19 protein-coding genes are annotated in these 19,199 nt (G+C 35.9%); 18 read left to right on the forward strand and 1 reads right to left on the reverse strand.

Going from position 1 to position 19,199, the window contains the following annotated elements:
* Positions 1-12: 12 nt before the first annotated feature.
* The 18 genes from OM33_RS09905 (at position 13) to OM33_RS09990 (ending at position 17,822) form a co-directional block, all read left to right on the forward strand.
* Positions 13-1,278, forward strand: coding sequence for a flippase (locus OM33_RS09905; protein WP_052140967.1), 1,266 nt, complete (start codon positions 13-15; stop codon positions 1,276-1,278).
* 44 nt (positions 1,279-1,322) lie between these two features.
* On the forward strand, positions 1,323-2,027 hold the full coding sequence (locus OM33_RS09910) for an LbetaH domain-containing protein (RefSeq protein ID WP_038641298.1): 705 nt from the start codon (positions 1,323-1,325) through the stop codon (positions 2,025-2,027).
* A 471-nt stretch (positions 2,028-2,498) separates the two neighbouring features.
* Positions 2,499-3,704 (forward strand): O-antigen ligase family protein, encoded by a 1,206-nt coding sequence (locus OM33_RS09915; protein ID WP_038641300.1) that lies wholly within the window; start codon positions 2,499-2,501, stop codon positions 3,702-3,704.
* On the forward strand, positions 3,697-4,602 hold the full coding sequence (locus tag OM33_RS09920) for an endonuclease/exonuclease/phosphatase family protein (RefSeq protein WP_038641302.1): 906 nt from the start codon (positions 3,697-3,699) through the stop codon (positions 4,600-4,602). Before OM33_RS09915 ends, OM33_RS09920 begins: the two co-directional genes overlap by 8 nt.
* Before the next feature lie 8 nt (positions 4,603-4,610).
* Positions 4,611-5,537 (forward strand): glycosyltransferase family 2 protein, encoded by a 927-nt coding sequence (locus OM33_RS09925; protein ID WP_038641304.1) that lies wholly within the window; start codon positions 4,611-4,613, stop codon positions 5,535-5,537.
* Complete coding sequence (locus OM33_RS09930; RefSeq protein ID WP_052140969.1) at positions 5,537-6,376, forward strand: glycosyltransferase; 840 nt, start codon at positions 5,537-5,539, stop codon at positions 6,374-6,376. Before OM33_RS09925 ends, OM33_RS09930 begins: the two co-directional genes overlap by 1 nt.
* Complete coding sequence (locus OM33_RS09935; RefSeq protein WP_038641306.1) at positions 6,373-6,825, forward strand: glycosyltransferase family protein; 453 nt, start codon at positions 6,373-6,375, stop codon at positions 6,823-6,825. Before OM33_RS09930 ends, OM33_RS09935 begins: the two co-directional genes overlap by 4 nt.
* A complete protein-coding gene (locus OM33_RS09940; RefSeq protein WP_038641308.1) occupies positions 6,822-7,307 on the forward strand; it encodes a glycosyltransferase in 486 nt (161 codons plus the stop codon). Before OM33_RS09935 ends, OM33_RS09940 begins: the two co-directional genes overlap by 4 nt.
* A 4-nt stretch (positions 7,308-7,311) precedes the next feature.
* Positions 7,312-8,208, forward strand: a complete 897-nt coding sequence (rfbA, locus tag OM33_RS09945; protein ID WP_038641310.1) for a glucose-1-phosphate thymidylyltransferase RfbA — start codon at positions 7,312-7,314, stop codon at positions 8,206-8,208.
* Positions 8,205-8,750, forward strand: coding sequence for a dTDP-4-dehydrorhamnose 3,5-epimerase (gene rfbC, locus OM33_RS09950; protein ID WP_038641312.1), 546 nt, complete (start codon positions 8,205-8,207; stop codon positions 8,748-8,750). Before rfbA ends, rfbC begins: the two co-directional genes overlap by 4 nt.
* Before the next feature lie 14 nt (positions 8,751-8,764).
* Positions 8,765-9,832 carry a dTDP-glucose 4,6-dehydratase gene (gene rfbB / locus OM33_RS09955; protein ID WP_038641315.1) on the forward strand — a complete coding sequence of 356 codons (1,068 nt, stop codon included), beginning with the start codon at positions 8,765-8,767 and terminating at the stop codon, positions 9,830-9,832.
* Positions 9,832-10,689: a dTDP-4-dehydrorhamnose reductase gene (gene rfbD / locus OM33_RS09960; protein ID WP_038641318.1), complete on the forward strand. Its 858-nt coding sequence runs from the start codon at positions 9,832-9,834 to the stop codon at positions 10,687-10,689. The genes rfbB and rfbD overlap by 1 nt, the downstream gene beginning before the upstream one ends.
* Positions 10,690-11,137: 448 nt before the next feature.
* Positions 11,138-12,538, forward strand: a complete 1,401-nt coding sequence (locus tag OM33_RS09965; protein WP_038641320.1) for an undecaprenyl-phosphate glucose phosphotransferase — start codon at positions 11,138-11,140, stop codon at positions 12,536-12,538.
* 15 nt (positions 12,539-12,553) lie between these two features.
* Entirely contained in the window at positions 12,554-13,741 is a 1,188-nt protein-coding gene (locus tag OM33_RS09970; protein ID WP_038641322.1) for an outer membrane beta-barrel protein, read from the forward strand.
* 9 nt (positions 13,742-13,750) lie between these two features.
* Positions 13,751-14,269 carry a polysaccharide biosynthesis/export family protein gene (locus tag OM33_RS09975; protein WP_038641324.1) on the forward strand — a complete coding sequence of 173 codons (519 nt, stop codon included), beginning with the start codon at positions 13,751-13,753 and terminating at the stop codon, positions 14,267-14,269.
* Between the two features lie 8 nt (positions 14,270-14,277).
* Positions 14,278-16,428: a GumC family protein gene (locus OM33_RS09980; protein ID WP_038641326.1), complete on the forward strand. Its 2,151-nt coding sequence runs from the start codon at positions 14,278-14,280 to the stop codon at positions 16,426-16,428.
* Complete coding sequence (locus OM33_RS09985; RefSeq protein ID WP_038641328.1) at positions 16,429-17,157, forward strand: tyrosine-protein phosphatase; 729 nt, start codon at positions 16,429-16,431, stop codon at positions 17,155-17,157.
* Positions 17,151-17,822, forward strand: a complete 672-nt coding sequence (locus tag OM33_RS09990) for a hypothetical protein (protein ID WP_038641330.1) — start codon at positions 17,151-17,153, stop codon at positions 17,820-17,822. The genes OM33_RS09985 and OM33_RS09990 overlap by 7 nt, the downstream gene beginning before the upstream one ends.
* Here the strand turns inward: OM33_RS09990 and OM33_RS09995 are convergent.
* On the reverse strand, positions 17,819-19,159 hold the full coding sequence (locus OM33_RS09995) for an O-antigen ligase family protein (protein WP_052140971.1): 1,341 nt from the start codon (positions 19,157-19,159) through the stop codon (positions 17,819-17,821). The two genes, OM33_RS09990 and OM33_RS09995, sit on opposite strands and share 4 nt — an antisense overlap.
* Between the last annotated feature and the right edge of the window lie 40 nt (positions 19,160-19,199).

Genomic DNA, 19,199 nt, shown 5'->3' on the forward strand with positions numbered 1-19,199 from the left:
GATAAGGTAAAAATGAAATTTCTTAAGGATATATCATGGAATTCGGCAGCATATATAATTCCAATGTTATTGGCGCTACCGATTCTTGGTATTTTAGCAAGGCACCTCGGGGTAGAGAGGTTTGGCCTTTTTATGTTGATTTTTACTATATTTGGTTATGCAAGTATTTTCGACTTGGGCTTTTCACGAGCACTAGTAAGGTGTATTTCAATTTCAAGGGAGAACGATAAAGATGTTAAAGAATATTTATTCTCTTCCAGTTTTTTAATTTCCTTTTTAGCTGTATTGCCTCTATCAGTTTTAATCATGTTTTCAGAAGAAATAGTTACGTTGCTGAATGTGTCTAAAGCTAACCTTGATGATGCTAGAAGTTCAATATTGCTTGTAGCAATTGGATTTCCTCTCCTAATGTTAACTACTCTTTGGTATGGGTATCTAGAGGGAAAAGAAAGATTTAAAGAGTTATCAATCATAAAGCTTATTAATAGCACTGCATTATCAGTATTACCCTTAATCTGCGTACTGTACGAGCAAAGTTTGGAATACGCAGTAATTGGTTTGTTAGCGGCTAGAGCTATTTCTTTAATTATTATTGTTAGTTACATATTCTCAGAAGTGAACAATGTTAAAAGCAGATATTTTAATTTAGGAAAAGTCAGAGAGTTATTAAGCTATGGTGGATGGCTTACACTTACAAATTTGATTTCACCGTTGCTTTCTACGATTGACCGATTTCTTTTGTCCTCTATGTCTGGGGCCAGCAAAGTTGCATTTTATACAGCTCCTTCAGAGTTAATTAATAGACTATTAATTTTACCTGGAATTATAACCAGAACAGCTTTTCCCAGACTTGCAAGGTCGAATGACTTTGAACTTAAAAAAAAGATTCGAATTGGCATTGGAATCTTAATGACGCTATTTACTTTTACTATATTAATCCTATCCGAATTGATTATTACAGTTTGGCTTGGTAGTGAATATTCTGAATCAGTTTATACATTAAGGATTTTAGCAATAGGCCTCTTTTTTGCGGGACTGTCACGTTTACCATATATGGCTGTTCAAGCCGCGGGGCACTCTAAGGTTGCAGCATACATTCATCTAGCTGAACTAATACCATACATGCTTTTATTGTATTTCTTAGTAAAAGAATATTCATTTAATGGGGCTGCTATTGCATGGACTATTAGAGTTTTTGTCGATTTTTTGTTGTTTACATTATGTGAAAATTATTTTTGCTCAAATAAAAAATATAGTGAAATCACTGTTGAAAGATAGACTATTCAACTTTAAAACTGGAGTAGCTTTTAGTGTTAAACAAAATGAAACTTTACTTTACACTAATAATAAGTTTGCCTTGGAGTATTTATTTTAATTTCAGATACTTACCAATGTGTCAGGCTATAAAACTACCTATACTTCTTTTTAAACCTAAATTGATATCATTAAAAGGGAAAGTAGTTATCTCTGCTGCTCAAGTTAGGTTTGGAATGATTAAGTTAGGCAAGCACTGTGTTTCAATATATCCTGACAATGGAATTACTTTTGAAAATAATGGTGGTGTCATTGAGTTCAAAGGGTCTTGCTTTATTGGAAGTAACTCCTTTATTTCGATCGGAAGTAAAGGGAAATTGGTTGTAGGTGATGAATTTCGTGCAAGCAGCTCTTATAAGTTGGTTTGTTATCATTATATTAATATAAAAGAGAACGTTCGTTTTGGGTGGGAATGTATGATCATGGATACAGGTTTCCACCCGTTAAAGAGTATTGAATCTGGTGGTTTTGCAGGCAAAGCTTATGGTCCAATTTTTATTGGTAAAAACAATTGGTTTGGGAATGGTTCATTAATTATGAAAAACACAGTAACTGTAGAGTATTGTACCTTTGGCGCTAGGAGCATTTTAACAAAGAAATATGAAGTTGAACCTTATAGTCTACTAGTTGGTTCACCCCTAAGGGTCGTTAAAATAGGAGTTTATCGAGACATGGATGATTCTACAGAGACGTACTCTAGTTACATTGAATAAAATAAATTTATTTTAGGGAAACTCTTTTTGTATTTTCAGCTTGCTAATTATTTTGTTTGTTCTGGATAACTTTCTAATTAGATTCATGAAGACTGTTATTAGTGTGATATTTGACCTTAAAGGTAATATTAATGGTGCTTTTTGATTTTATTATGAATAAGTCAATGGAATTACACACCCAGGAAAAACGGTTTACATCTCTGAAAACACATTGTGAAGTTTGGAATTGTGTTAAGGATAAAAAATCGAATGAGAATTACTAATAGAGAGTTTTTTCTGTGTACCCTTTACTAACAAAATATTTATTAAACTATAACTTACTAGCTATTGTGCAAGATAAAAACCTAAATTTTATATTTCATTTAACACAAATTGATGAGTTGTGTGTTGAATTTTTGTGGAAACTTAATACTTCTCCAACGAGGTATTTCTCGGGAAAATATCTGTCTGCATCAAAAGGGTCTCTTACTCATGGATAAGCCACTAATTGGGACTTTTTTCATATTGACGCTAATTATACCTATAGAATTCTCTTTAGAAATTGGTGGTGCACGATTTACCTTATTAAGGTTGTTTTTGATCTGCCTTTTACCCGTACTCATTGTGAAATTTGCGAATAGCACAGAAGTAAAAATGAATAAGTTTGACTTTTTGTTGGCGGGATACGTCTTATGGTGCTGTATTTCACTGTTTGTAAACCACTCAGTACCAGGTGCCATTGAGCCAAGTGCTATTTTATTAATTGAAACCGTGTGCGCGTACTTATTAGGGCGGATCGTTTTAGTAAATAGGCGCTCGTTATATACATTCACAAATGTTGTCTATAAAGTTGCTATTTTTTTGTTCATTCTAGCAATTATCGAAGCCTTTACTGGCGAGAGATTTATCCGTGATTTGTCGTCAAGCATCACTGGTAACTACTATCACTTTAAGAATGATATACGTATGGGGCTACTTAGAGCAACAGCCACATTTGAACATCCTATTTTGTTGGGCACATTTCTAACTTTACTTATACCTCTCTTATGGGGTTACTTACGTGATAAAAATAAAAAGTTGCCAATTTATTTTTGGTGTATGCCATTAGTTGCTCTTTCATCTGCGCCAATACTTATGTTAATAGTTATGGTACCAATTTTGTTTTTTTATACTAAGAAGCTATACGCTTATATTAATTTCAAAATTATATTTATTGCTTTCTTTTTTCTTTATTTAATATTAGAGCTACTCTCTAGTAGTTCAGCCTTAACTGCGTTAATTCGTCTATTCACATTTAATCCTCAAACAGGATATTTTAGATTACTAATTTGGGAGTTTGCATCACAATCTGTTACGAATAACCCTATTTTTGGTATAGGTTTACATGATTGGGTAAGGCCTTTCTGGATGCCGCCAAGTATTGATAGTTTCTGGTTGGTTAATGCTGTAAGACATGGATTTCCAGGTGTACTTGTTATTTTTAGTTTTGTTATTTTACTTATTTATGAGCTACATAAGCTCATTTTATCCGTACCAGAAAAAAATAATATGTTATTCGGCCTATTAGCTGTTTTCGTTGGCATAGTGCTAATTGGTTTTACCGTGCATTTTTGGGCTGGAGTTTATATTTATATATTTGCTTTATTTGGCCTTACTGTTTCCATCTTGGAAAACCCAAATAGGTATAAATATGCGTAATAAACTCATTTATTTATGCTTGGCAATTTCTAATATTTTGTTGTTGATAAATTATGCATTTAAAGATGCGTTTTTTCTTTCAAGGCTAGTATCGTACTTTTTAGATTACTTTTTGTTGGTGACTCTATTTTTGTCAATAGCTGCAATTGTATTTATAGGGAAAAGGGCGATGCTTTTTGGCCTTCTGCCAGGTGCACTGTTTTATTCGGTAGTGATAAATATCAAGCAGGAAGAAGGCAAATTGCATTCATTAAAAGGCCTGCCAGCGTTTTCAGTAATGACTCATAGTGTAATGGGGAGAAATAATAACTACCAGCCAATACAAACTATCATTATTGAAAAACAGCCTGACATCTTATTTTTGCAAGAGGTAACAAATATCAACTTGTTACTCACTAATAATATACAAGCTTTATACCCATTCCACGAGAGCCGGTTAGAGTCAGGGTTATTAATTTTAAGTAAGTATCCATTGCAAAGAGAGGCAAACTTTTCAAATTTACTTTCCGTAATTGCAGATATTTCAGGGTATAAAATTAGGTTGTCTAATGTTCATTCTATAAAGTCTATATCTAATTATGATAGATACCAGCAGTACGTTAGAGGGCTAAGTGAACACTTCGCAGTAAATAGTGGTCCAGCAATTATCGCTGGTGACTTTAACATGACTCAATATAATGAGTACTACCGTGAAATGAGTAATAGTTATATAGACTTGTGCAGATTTTGTAAGCCTACATTTCCAGCGCCGGGACGCAGAATTGGCTCCATTTATCCTGTTTTAAGGATTGACTATATATTCACTAATATTGCGGGCTGTAAGTATAACGCTGAGACAATTATCTACGATACGACTTCAGATCACTATCCGGTTTTTGCCAACTTTTGTGAAGGCTAAATATTATTATGAACAATCAAATTAATATAGTTATAGTGTGTTATAACTGTGGCGAAGATATCCTGCTTGCATTGGAAGATATCAGAAATGGAGATTTAAGCACTGGTAACCTTAATATCATTGTGGTTGACAATAGTTCTTCCGACAATTCAGTGGAGCTGCTAAAAGCTTACAATGGCATTGAGCTTAATATTATATCATCACCTGATAACTTAGGCTTTGGTCGTGGCTGTAACTTGGCATTACCACATCTAAAACATGGTAAAACATTGTTTTTAAACCCTGATGTCAGATTAGAGAAAGACAGTATAGCTAACTTGATTTCTTTCTCGGAAGAAAACCCTGCTGCCAAAATTTGGGGTGGCCAAACTGTTAATGCGCAAGGGGTTATTGATGGCCAGAATGCTTGGCGAGAGCCTACTTTAAGTGGGGTTGTTAGCTGGAGTTTCTTTGGTGATATCTTATTGAAGAAATTGGGTAAAAGAATACCAGATGCTTATACACCTGATGAAATAGCAAGTTCCCCATACGTTGATTCAATCTCAGGCTGTTTCCTACTAATAGATACTGGATTATTGCAAAAGCTGGCAGGCTTTGATGAGCGCTTTTTTATGTATAGTGAAGAAGTAGACTTATGCCGCAGAGCAAGAGAACTAGGCGCAAAGCCTATGTCTACAAGCTCGGCCGTAATTATGCATGAAGGAAGTAAAACAATAACTTCTCAAAACAAGTTAAACTTTTTGTATCATTCAAAGCTTAAATATATTAAGAAATATTGGCACCCCTTGAGTTTCTTGGTAGCTAGGTTGAGCTTGTTTTTTGCTGCTGTATTAAGAGGTTGCATATACACGTTATTATCTTTTAACAAGCGTCACAGAGCAGAGGCAGGCGTATGGTGGAAGTTTTGTAAGCAGCAACTGAGCTGGAAGATATAATGAACCAAAATATCCCTGTTATTATCATTCCTGCATATAACGAGAGAAGCGTTATTGCACGAACATTAACTCCTATTTATCCAGGTATCGAGGGTGGAGACTTTTCGATAGTACTAGCCGTTAATGGTACAACGGATGATACGGTTGATTTTGTAAAACAAACCTTTCCGAAAGTTAATTGCTTAGATATTGAGATAGGTTCAAAAACTAATGCTATCAATGAAGCTGAAAAGCTGAATGTTGGCTTTCCAAGAGTTTATATGGACGCTGACGTGGTTCTAACGTTAAAAGGTATAAAATCACTGATAGACCGTCTGGCAAGCACAAAACAACCTTTACTGGCAGCACCTAAAGCAGAAATGGACTTTAGCCACTCTAGCTTTTTAGTTAAAGCATTCTATCAAGCTTGGTTTAAAACTAAGTTTTATACAGAGCAAGGTTTTGGTGGTGGAGTTTATGGCCTAAATGAAGCAGCTAGAAGCAACTTTGAACGGTTTCCCAAAATTATTGCGGACGACGGCTTTATAAGAGAAGTGGTTTGTAGCTCTCAACATTCAATCGTTAACGAGTGTATTTCAATAGTGAGTGCACCTCGCGATATACGCAGTCTTATAAAAATAAAGAGTAGAAGTAAGCTCGGTAATATGGAGCTAAAAAAGAAAGGCTTGATAAAAAATGCGCCTTTAACAGGAAAACGTTTTGAGCAGTCACCTAGCCTAATCGAGTTTATAGTGTACGGGGTGGTGAATGTTATTGCTACTAAGTTTGCTCAACGTAGTTTGTCGAGCTTAGAAAGTTATACTTGGCAGAAAGATAGCTCTTCGAGAGAGGTCGAATGAAAAACAAGAAAGTTATGGCTGTAGCTTCACGCGGTGGGCACTGGATACAGCTAAACCGATTGCGTGCTGTTTGGCAGGACCAGGAAGTTGTATTTATCACTAATGATAGCTCACTACGCTCTCATGTTGGTGATGCAAAATTTGAAACGGTTATTGATGCAAATATGGAGCAAAAACCTAGGCTCATTATATTGGCGTTACAAACTTTCTTTAAGGTAATTAAGCACCGTCCAGATGTCATTATTAGTACTGGTGCTGCACCAGGCTTTTTCGCTTTATTGTGGGGTAAGTTAATTGGTGCTAAAACAGTATGGGTAGACTCTGTTGCAAATGCTGAAGAACTCTCCATGGCAGGTAGTAAAGTTAAGAAAATAGCTGATGTATGGTTAACTCAGTGGCCTGAGGTCGCTAAGGAAGATGGCCCACTGTATAAAGGAAGAGTATTTTGATTTTTGTCACAGTTGGCACTCAGTTGTCCTTTGATCGCTTAGTTAAGAATGTAGAAAAGTGGGCTTTAGATTCAGGTTACACAGATATCGTTTTCCAAGTAGGTGAAAGTGGTTACCAACCTAGCGTTGGCACTGTTCATGAGTTTATATCTGGACATGAGGCAGATGACTATTTTAATAAAGCTGATGTAATCATAGGCCACGCAGGAATGGGAACTATCTTGTCTTGTTTGAGTGAAGGTAAGCCTTTAGTTATCATGCCAAGACTATTTTCACTTGGAGAGCATCGTAACGATCATCAATTGGCTACTTTCAATAAATTTGCTGAGCAGCCAGGGTTATTTCCAGCACAAGATGAAACAAGGCTATGCGAAGCTATTGAACAAGCATTAAAAGCTCAAAATTCGGAACATGATTTTAGTTCGCTCGCACCTGAAGAACTGACCGACTATATTAGAGAACAAGTTATATTAGGGAATTAACTCAATGAAACTTACAAAAAATACAAAAGGAATTATCCTCGCAGGAGGCAGTGGAACTCGTTTATACCCTTTAACAAAGGTGGTTAGTAAACAGCTAATGCCTGTTTACGATAAGCCTATGGTTTATTATCCAATCAGTACACTTATGTGTGCCGGTATTAAAGATATTTTAATTATTACAACACCAGAAGAGCAAAGTCGTTTTATTGATTTACTTGGGGATGGTAGTGACTGGGGGATTAATATTGAATATACAGATCAACCTTCTCCAGATGGACTTGCGCAAGCGTTTTTACTTGCTGAAGAGTTTTTAGATGGAGCAAACGCAGCCTTAGTACTAGGTGATAACTTATTTTACGGTCATGACCTAGTGAAATCACTACAAAATGCAGCTGCAAGACAAGAAGGGGGTACGGTATTTGGATACCATGTTGCTAACCCAACTGCTTATGGCGTGGTTGAGTTTGATGAACATGGTAAAGCTATTTCGGTCGAAGAAAAACCAACTGAGCCAAAATCAAATTATGCTGTACCGGGCTTATACTTTTTTGATAGTAAAGTAGTTGAATACGCTAAAAACGTAAAGCCATCTCCGAGGGGAGAGTTAGAAATAACCGACGTTATCGAGCAGTATTTAGCTCAAGGTACATTGAATGTGGAAATTATGGGGCGTGGTACTGCTTGGCTAGATACAGGTACTCATGACTCTTTATTGCAAGCTGCACAATTTATTGAAACAATTGAAAAACGCCAAGGCTTAAAAGTAAATTGCCCAGAAGAAATAGCATACCGCATGGGTTACATTACTGCCGAACAACTAAAGGCACTTGCTGAGCCACTGCGTAAGAGTGGTTATGGTGAGTACTTGCTTAACTTGCTAAACCAAAAGGTATTTTCGTGAACATAGTCGATACCAAAATACCAGATGTAAAAATAATTGAGCCACAAGTGTTTGGTGATGAGCGTGGTTTTTTTATGGAAACCTTCCGTGAGTCATGGTTTCGAGAGCATGTAGCTGATGTCATTTTCGTGCAAGATAACCACAGTAAATCAAGCAAAGGTATTTTACGTGGCCTACATTACCAAACAGAGCAAACACAAGGTAAATTAGTACGTGTTACTCGTGGTGAGGTCTATGATGTTGCAGTAGATATGCGTAAAAGCAGTCCGACATTTGGCCAATGGGTTGGCGTATTACTAAATGAGGAAAACAAGCGCCAGTTATGGGTGCCAGCAGGGTTTGCTCATGGTTTTTACGTAACCAGTGATTCAGCCGAGTTTGTTTACAAGTGCACCGATTACTATGCGCCTGAGTTTGAGCAAAGCGTATTGTGGAACGACCCTAAGCTGGCGATTGATTGGCCGCTAGTACCCAATGAAGACGTAAAATTATCAGCTAAAGACGAAGCTGGCTTACTGTTTGATAACGCAACTTACTTTTAATAACTGAGAAAACCATGAGTAAAACAATTTTTGTAACAGGTGGTGCTGGTTTTATTGGCTCTGCACTTGTTCGTTATTTAATAAATGAAACTGACAACACAGTTATTAATTTTGATAAATTAACGTACGCAGGTAATTTAGAGTCGCTAACATCTGTTGAAAATAACGAGCGTTATCACTTTGTCCAAGGTGATATTTGTGACAGAGAATTAGTGGCTAGCACTTTTGAAAAGTACCAACCAGATTTTATAATGCACCTTGCAGCAGAGAGTCATGTAGACCGCTCTATTGATGGCCCTGGTGAATTTATTCAAACGAATGTAGTTGGCACATACGAGTTATTAGAAGCTTCACGCAGTTATTTCGCTACATTAAATGCGGATAAAAAAGCGACGTTTAGGTTCCACCACATCTCAACAGATGAAGTATATGGTGATTTAGGTGAAACAGGCTTATTTACAGAAGAAACACCATATGAACCAAGTTCACCATACTCAGCTTCTAAAGCTGCTTCAGACCACCTAGTACGCGCTTGGCACAGAACATACGACTTACCTGTTGTACTAACGAACTGCTCTAATAACTATGGTCCTTTCCATTTCCCAGAAAAGCTTATCCCTTTAGTTATTTTAAACGCGTTAGAAGGTAAGCAATTACCGATGTATGGTGATGGTACACAAGTACGCGATTGGTTATTTGTTGAAGACCATGCGCGTGCGCTATACCGCGTAGTAACACAAGGTGTACTTGGCGAAACATACAATATTGGCGGCTTTAACGAAAAACAAAATATTGAAGTGGTTACCACTATTTGTAACCACCTCAATGAGCTAATTGGTAATAAACCTAACGGTTTAAATGACTTTAAAGAGCTCATTACTTTTGTTAAAGACAGACCTGGCCATGACGTGCGTTACGCTATTGATGCAACCAAAATTAATAAAGAGTTAGGTTGGCACCCAGAAGAAACGTTTGATTCAGGTATCTTAAAAACCGTTAAGTGGTATTTAGAAAACCTTGAGTGGTGTAAACATGTGCAAGATGGCAGCTATCAACGTGAACGCTTAGGTGCAGATAGCTAATGAAAGCACTAGTTATCGGAAAAAGTGGTCAGGTTGCCTATGAATTGTTGGCAACTTGCCCTGCACACATCTCAGCGGTAGCTTACGGCAGAAGTGATATCGATATTCTCGATATCACTTCTGTGCAAGCGGTTGTTGAAAAAGAACAACCAGATGTCATTATAAATGCATCAGCTTATACAGCGGTTGATAAAGCTGAAACTGATAAAGACGCAGCATTTGCTATTAATGGCGACGCAGTCGCTAACTTAGCCAATGTGGCTAAGCAGCAGAAAATCAGGCTTTTGCATATTTCAACTGATTTTGTATTTGACGGTACTCAATCAACGCCATACAAAGTAGATGATAGGCCAAACCCTATCAATATGTATGGTGCATCTAAGCTTGCTGGTGAGCTGGCTATTCAAGAAATCTACCCAGAAAATGCCGCTATAGTGCGTACATCCTGGGTTTACTCTAGCCATGGCAACAACTTCGTAAAAACCATGCTGCGTCTAATGGCTGAGAAAGATGCACTTAATGTTGTAAGTGACCAAATTGGTAGTCCAACTTATGCTAAAGGCTTAGCCGAATACTTATGGCGTTTAGCAGAACAAGATACGTTGGAGTTAATACAGCATTATAGTGATTTAGGTGTCGCGTCTTGGTATGACTTCGCTGTTGCGATTCAAGAAATAGCGTTAGGAAAAGGCCTGCTAACTAAAAGCATTCCAATTTCAACTATTCCGGCATCTCAATATCCAACACCAGCGAAGCGTCCAGCGTTTAGTTTGATGGATAAGCATAATATGGCTATTGGAGTTCATTGGCGAAAACAACTATCAGTAATGCTTAGGATGTTAATTAACGAACAATAGTTATTTATTTGCTTAATAGGCATGATTCGGAAGCCATTCTTCATTCGGTGCTTATTTATACTCTCCAATGATTTTTGTAAATGGCAATTTATTAGTGCACTTTCGCCGTAAGGTAATGCGCCTGAACTTAGATACTATGTAGCACGTGATTCTAACCAAACATTTGTTTAAATTAGTTGAATTAGTTTCACATGCTATAACCAGCTTATTTGAATAACCTCGTAAAATAGCCACTTTAAGTTATGGCTTAGTTAGATTATCAAAAATACCTGTAGCGTACTAAATTGTTATTTCTTTCATATTGTTTTTGCAAAAAAAATACTATAAATATTCGACTTGGTTATAAAAAAATACGACGTTTATTGTTGTTTTCATTTTTTTTTAATATCAAATTGCATATAATAGTGCGGTTATTCTAATGGCACTTTTTAAACTACATGGAGGTAGGGTGAAACCCACTCGCACATTTAAACCATCGAGCAATTCAGGTGCAAGTATCTATCGCACTACAGATATTGCTGTACTTATTGCTACTTTGTTTGCAGCAGGTATTGCTTATGGTATTGATATAAAACAAGGCTATCTAATTGTATTAGGTGTAGTTCTAGTTACTTATCTTTATACAGCGGAGCTTTTAAATTTATATCGCTCCTGGCGTGCTGGCAAGTTTAGAGAAATGGTTTTTTATACTTGGGCGAGTCTAATTGTTGCTTTTAGCACCTTATTTTTAGTTGCTTTTTTATTTAAATTCTCAGAACAGTTGTCACGTGTAACCTTGGTATTATGGTTTGCATTTAGTTTTATTGGCTTGTTTTTAAGCCGCTTTTTAGTTCGTGCGTATAAAAAAAATCGTCGTCGTTTAGGTTTAAGTACTAAAAAAGTAGCCATTATTGGTGCAACTGAATCTGGTGCCAATTTGTTTAAACAAATAACAGAGCATGATGAGTTGGGTTATGAGTTTGTAGGCTTTTATGAAGACCGAAAGCCAGAACGCCTTTTTGAAGATTTGCACTATCATGTAGAAGGTTCTATAGACAGCGCTGTCAGTAAGGCTAAGCAAGGTGACATTGATGTGCTCTTTATTGCGTTACCATTCAAAGCTGAAAAACGTATTGCAGATATTTTAGTTAAGCTTGGTAATAGTACAGTCGATGTGCACTTTATTCCCGATTTTTTACTTTCAAATTTAATACATGCTCGCATAGAACATATTGGCGATGTAGATACACTAAGTGTGTTTGAATCGCCATATTTAGGAGCAAGAGAATTTATAAAACGCACAGAAGACATTTTAGTTGGTAGCTTTATTCTACTCGTAATTTCACCAATCTTATTATTTGTTGCATTGGGTGTAAAATTCACCTCTAAAGGTCCTGTACTATTTAAGCAAGATCGCTACGGCCTTGGCGGCGAAAAAATACGTGTATGGAAATTCCGCTCTATGACTGTAATGGAAAATAGTGATGTTGTAACTCAAGCAAAAAAAGGTGATGCACGGATTACCAAATTTGGCGGCTTTTTAAGACGAACGAGCCTAGATGAATTACCGCAGTTTTTTAATGTAATAACAGGTCAAATGTCAATTGTAGGCCCCAGGCCTCATGCGGTATCACATAACGAAGAATATCGCCAAAAAGTAGAGTTTTATATGCTCCGCCACAAGGTTAAGCCTGGTATTACAGGTTGGGCTCAAATAAACGGTTGGCGAGGCGAAACCGATACGCTAGAAAAAATGGAAAGGCGTGTTGAGCACGATTTATTTTATATCAAACATTGGTCGTTATGGTTTGATATAAAGATTATATTTTTAACATTTTTTAAAGGGTTTGTAGGCAAAAATGCTTACTAAATAAAGGAAAAAATAATGAAAAAAAGTATCTTAACTTGCGCAGTGGCAATGTTATTATCTTTTAATTCACAGGCTAATAATGAGCCTGGTGCATTTCGAACGGAATCAGGGTTTGTTGTAACACCATTACTAGACTTAGGTTTAAAGCAAGACGACAATATTTATAGTCGCTCTAATAATGAAACAAGCAGCACCATTTTAACTGTAGACCCTTCAGTAAACTTTTTGTTAGATGATGGTGTAAACAGCTACTCATTTGACGTAGGTGTTTTATCAGGCTTTTATACTGAAGACAGCACTGACAACTATGTTGATGGCTATTTAGGATTTAGTGGCCATTTTGAGCCTAGCTCAAAGTCTCGCTTTGACCTTAACGCAGATGCTATTTGGACAACTGAACCTCGAGGTACTGGTTTAACCGAAGGCATTGGTTCAGAAATTGACAAGCCGTTACGTTACAGCGAGCAATACCTAGAAGGTATTTATGAGTATGGTGCCCGCACTGCATTTGGTCGCGTTGCTGTGCGTGGCCAGTATTACAATAAAGAATATTTAAACTTTAAAGAACAAACTCAATACCGCAATTTAGATAAACTGCTAGTTGGTGGCAAATTTATTTATAACACTCAAGCAGGAAGCGATGCCTTTGTTGAATTAACACATGAAGACATTTCTTACGATATTACAGCACCTAACGAGCTAGCCCGTGATTCTAAAGATATTCGTGCTTTAGTTGGTTTTGAGTGGGAAGCAACAGCTCTTACATCTGGTAGTGCAAAGCTGGGTTATCAGAAGAAAGATTTTGATGATACCGGCCGTGATAACTTCACAGGCCTAAGCTGGGAAGCAGGCATTACTTGGTCACCGCTAACGTACTCGAGTTTTGATATAAGTACATCTCAAGCAGCTGTAGATCCGCTTACTGAAGGTGATTACATTGAAGAAACAACCTTCGATTTAGGTTGGAATCATAATTGGAATGAGCGATTATCTTCTCGATTAGGTATCAGTTACTTACTTGAAGATTATGTGGGTGTAACTCGTGAAGATGATACAACCACATTAGTTGCAGAAGTTAATTATCAGTTGCTGCGCTGGGTTGGCATTACTGGTTATGTTAACATCACCGATAAAGATTCAACTCGTGAAGGTCTATACTTCGATAAAAACGTGGTTGGTGTAAACTTATCGTTATCAATGTAAGGAATTATTATGTTCAGGCTGTTTAGCCTGGCACTTATTTTAGTGTTCATCCTGCCAATCCATGCTGCGCAGGATGAATATATTTTAGGGCCAGGTGATAAAATTGTGATAAAAGTACATGGTCAAGATGACCTTACTGTTGAGTCTTTTCTTGGTAACAATGGAGTCATTAACTATCCATTTTTAGGTGAAATTAAAGTAACAGGATTGACTATTAGCCAAATTGAGAATCTCGTTAGTCGTGGCCTTAAGGGCGATTACCTGATCAACCCTAGTGTTTATGCCCAAGTATTGGAATACCGTCCATTTTACATTCATGGTGAGGTCAAAGAGCCTGGTGCTTACCCATACAACCCAGGTATGTCAGTAAACCAAGCTATTGCCCTTGCTGGCGGTTTGACTGAGCGCGCCTCAGAAGAAAAAATATATCTTTATAAAGAAGGTAACAATAAAAACTTTATTACGGCTGAACTTGATACAAAAGTTTCTGCTGGCGACACAATTAAAATTGAACAACGCTTCTTTTAGGTATGTAAATGGAAAGCAATGTAAATAATGGTTTAGATATTAAACTTATCCTGAATGCAGTAAAAAGAAATTTTTTGAAAGTATTATTGTTTGCGGTTTGTGTTGCAATAATAACTTTTGTAATTGTTTCTAAAATGAGCCCCGTATACACAGCAAAGGCTACAATTCATGTTGAGTCAACAGAATCCAGAGCATTAAACTTCGATCCTGTCTATGGTGCAGATTTTTCAAAGCGAGAATACTTTGAAACACAGTTCGCAATAATTAAATCAGAAACGCTAGCAAGAAATGTGATAGGCACTTTATCTTTGTGGGAAAACGAAGAATTCATCATTTCTGAAAACGAGCAAAGTAAATTAACTTTTATTTATGACCTATTAGGTTTGCCTCAGCTTGATGCGTCTCGTGACTCTCAAGAAATTAAAATGCAACGAATATTAAAGCAATTTTCCGACAAGTTATCTGTTAATTCGAGAAGGGGCACTAGATTGATTGAAATCAGCTTCGACTCAGCTGATCCAGAACTTGCTGCATTAGTTGTAAACACAATTACCAGCACTTATCAGAATTCGGAAATATCAAGCAAATCTGAGAAGGTTAAAGAGGCGACCGATTGGCTTAATAATCGCTTAGTCACATTACGTAAAGCTTTAGATGAATCCGAAATCAAACTACAAGAGTACCTTGAAAGAGAAAATTTAATTGAAATTGACGGAAGCGTTAGCTTGGTTTCTCAGAATATTGCATCTGTTTCAGAGCGATTGTCTAAATCTCAAAATGAAATAGCTCGCTTGAGAGGTATTCAGTCGATAATAAACAAATATGGTCAAGCAGATATTTTGCAATTAGAGTCAATACCGGAGATAACGTCGCACCCACTAATACAAAATGTGAAAAAAGATGTAATTGCAGTAGAGCGAAAGTTTAGTGAACTTACTGAAGTTTATGGTCCAAAACACCCAAAACTAATTGCTGCGCAGTCAGAGTTAAGAGCCGTTAGAGGTAATTTAGAAGCACAAATCAAGCTACTTACTTCAAGCGTTCAGAAAGAGTTATCTAACGAAATTGAAAATTCTGAAATGCTTAATCAACGTTTAAAGTCTCTTAAGGTAGAGTTTCAAAGTACTGCAAAAAAAGAAACAGAATATCTACAGTTAAAGCGTGAAGTTGAATCTAATCGAAAACTGTATAATGCCTTTGTAGATCGTTCAAAAGAAACTACTATTGCTGGTGACTCTCACTCATCAATGATTAAAGTCATCGACAAAGCATTTGTGCCAACGTTTCCTGTAAAGCCTAAGAAAAAGTTAATTATTTTAGCGAGTTTTGTTGTCTCATTTTGCGTTGGATTAGGTTTGATTGTCCTATTAGCGATATTGAATGATACTATCAAGTCTTCACGTGATGTTGAAAATGGTTTATCACAACGTATGCTGGGAGTTATTCCTTTACTCGATAAAAACCACGTATCTGATAGCCATACTTTCTTTAACAATGATAACAAACACTTTTCTGAATCAATTCGTACATTCAGAACAAACTTAATGCTTAGTCACCTTGATAAAGCAAACAAACTAATTGAGGTAACTTCCTCCGTGCCAAACGAGGGTAAAACAACAACATCTATAAACTTATGTTTTGCATTATCTCAAATGGAAAAAGTTGTTTTAATTGATGCCGATATGCGTAAACCAAGTGTATGTAGGCATTTTGGAATACCTCAATATCACCCAGGTTTGGCTAATTTTATTGCTGGTACAGCAAGCCTTGAAGAATGTTTATATTTGGACGAGCAATCTGGAGTATATATTATGCCGAGTGGTCAAATTCCTCCAAATCCACTTGAATTGCTTGCTCATAATCGTTTCTCAGAGCTTTTATCTGTTTTGAAACAACGATTTGATAGAGTTGTTTTAGACACTGCTCCTACACAAGCTGTTAGCGATTCTTTAATGATTTCAAAGAACATGGATATTGTGATCTATGTGGTTAAAGCAGATGATACTCGCCAACAATTTGTAAAAAGAGGTTTAGGGCGTTTGCTGGAAGTTAACGCTAATATTGCAGGGATTGTTCTCAATCAAGTTGATGTGAATAAAACAGAACAATATGGTGGCTATTACGACTATTACGGTTATGCAGAGGATAAAAACTCATAAATGTATGATATACACTGTCATATCCTTCCCGCAATAGATGACGGTGCTAAAGACAAGGCTGAGGCCTTGTCTTTATTAAAACTGGCAGTTGCTGAAGGTATTACCCATATTGTTTTTACTCCCCATATGCATATTGGGCGTTTCGATAATTCTAAGGTTGATATTTATCATACCTTTTTTGACTTTAAGCAGTTAGCTGCTGATCATAATATAAAAATAGAAATGGCATGTGCAGCAGAGGTGCGCATAGATGCAGACCTAATTTATTTATTTTCACAAAAAAAAATTCCATTTTTAGGTCAATTGGAAAATAAGAGTATTGTTCTACTAGAGCTACCTCATTCACACTTTCCCCAAGGGACAGAAAAACTTATATCTTGGATGATTGATAAAGATATTGTTCCAGTAATTGCCCATCCAGAAAGAAATAGAGATATACAAAAAAACAATCAATTAGCAATCAAATTAAAAAAATTAGGGTGTTATCTTCAATTAACTGCTGGCAGTGTATGTGGCCAATTTGGTGATTCATCATACAAATTATCTGAGTTTTTATTATCAAACAATATGGTAGATGTTATTGCATCAGATGCACATAACTTAAAAAGAAGACCACCGAAGTTAAAAGAAGCATTTAATTACATATCAAAAAAATATTCAGCCTCATATGCTAATGATCTTTTCATTAACAACCCAAAGAACATTACAAGTAATTTATTTATATGCTGAAAAGATATTTTATTATTTTGATTTTGGCTGTTTCAACCCTACTGTCCTTGTACGAATTTTATAAACGGGGTGTTGCTCATTTATATTATTCAAATTCGAATAAAGCTTATAAATTGACTGTAAATGAGAGAGAAGGTGATCTTATTCTACTGAAAAAAGCAGAAGAAAATATTATTAAGGCGATTAATCTTATTCCAAAAGATCCACACTATCTGCATTTAAAAGCTAATATTCTAAATTCTATTGATTTTAAAAACTCCAATCTCCATGAAGTAAAATCACTTTTGCAACAATCAGTTAAGCTAAGAAGCTCCTGGTGGGGAACATGGATAGATTTAGCTTATGTTAATATTCAAATAGAAGGTTTCAGTCCAGAATCAAAGTTTTATCTTAATAAAGCTCAACAATTAGGTGGATTACAAATTGGATTTGTGAATAGTTATCTGATGATACTAATAGAAAACTGGAATAATTTAGATTCGAAAGACACCTATAACTTTTATTCGTACCTAAAAATAGCTAGTAGGAATAACGCTACTTTTTCGAATATTATGAAATATGCCTATTCCAAAGATAAGCATGAATTAATTTGTATTCAAATTCGTTACGATTCCAATTATAAGACTTTTAAAGACTCAAGTTTATATAGTAATTACTGTAATTAAATTTTATTTCTAAATCTGTTTATTAGTATAAATAGACTCAGAGTTGCAATGAATGTATTGCCATTTGCGCCACTTTGAAGCGGGTAGTCAACAAATATATGAAGTGACATATAGAGTAGTGCAGTTGCAATGCCTATGTTAACCCCGTGATAGAATCTACTGGCTTTTATTCGCATATTGCAAATGCACTTTATAAACATCCAACCAACGAGCAATACTAATATGAAAGTCATTGGTATACCAACTTCTAGAGCAAATTGAAGTAGATCGTTGTGAGCATTATCGTAGTGACCAGAAAAAAATATGTCTTTGTACTGAGGGAATGCAGTATAAAATGAACCCCCACCGTGGCCTAATAAAGGCTTATTTATTATTCCATTCAATGTTATTAAATAAACTTCATCACGTCTCTCTTTAATAAAATCAGTTTCTGCTAAACGGTTGGTTAAATCATCAAATCCAATTAAAGCACTAAATATTGCAAAATCAATAACTAAAAAGCTAATTAAAAGAACTTTGAATTGTTTAGGTTTATCTTTTAGGAGAAAGAAAGCCATACAGCTTACAAATGACAAAGAAATGAAAAATGCAACATTACCCATACGGCTTTTAGTAAGTAGTATTCCAATAACTATCAATATTAAGCAAAATCTGATTAAAAGTGCTCTTGTAAATAAGTTATTAAGTAAACCTCTTACTTTCTGCATTATTGATCTTGAATCGTTAGTATTTTTGAAAGTAGTAAAATACAACCCTATACCGAGTGAAAGGCATAAACCAAGGTAATTAGCTAAAAAATTAGAATAAGTAAATGAGCCTGTTGCTCTTGGGTTCCACTCATATTGGAATACAAAGCTTTTTAAATCTGGATTAAAATATAAAAATAATGCATATAGCGCTTGGCAAACACCTGCGGCCACTAGCCAATAAATTAATGTTTTAATGCGCTCTTTATTATTTACGTAAAGTAATATCAGCCATGCAAACATTAACATGGTGATTGTTTTAAGCAACATTACAAAGGTTTGATTAGGATCGATGCTTTGCACTGAAGTTGGCAATAATTGAATAGTAAGTACTGATATAACAGCGAGTAGGGTGCCCATTAGTGGCCAGCTAGATTTATCGGGGAAGATAGCTTGCTTGGAATGCGCGCAATTAACTAGGTGTAAAATAAAAGTGGCGCTGACCACAAAACCAAAAAACATAATGGCCCAAACGCGGTAGCTACCCAATGGAATAGGAAGCCAAAAGATTAATGCGCACAGTATAGCAAAGATAACTTTATTCAATTTATTCAAGGTTCTAGGCTTTTTGATTTGAGTAAATTTTAACATACAAATTTTTCAGCTAGAAGTTTGATTTAGTTATAAAATC

The sequence above is a fragment of the Pseudoalteromonas piratica genome (assembly GCF_000788395.1).
Classification (GTDB): domain Bacteria; phylum Pseudomonadota; class Gammaproteobacteria; order Enterobacterales; family Alteromonadaceae; genus Pseudoalteromonas; species Pseudoalteromonas piratica.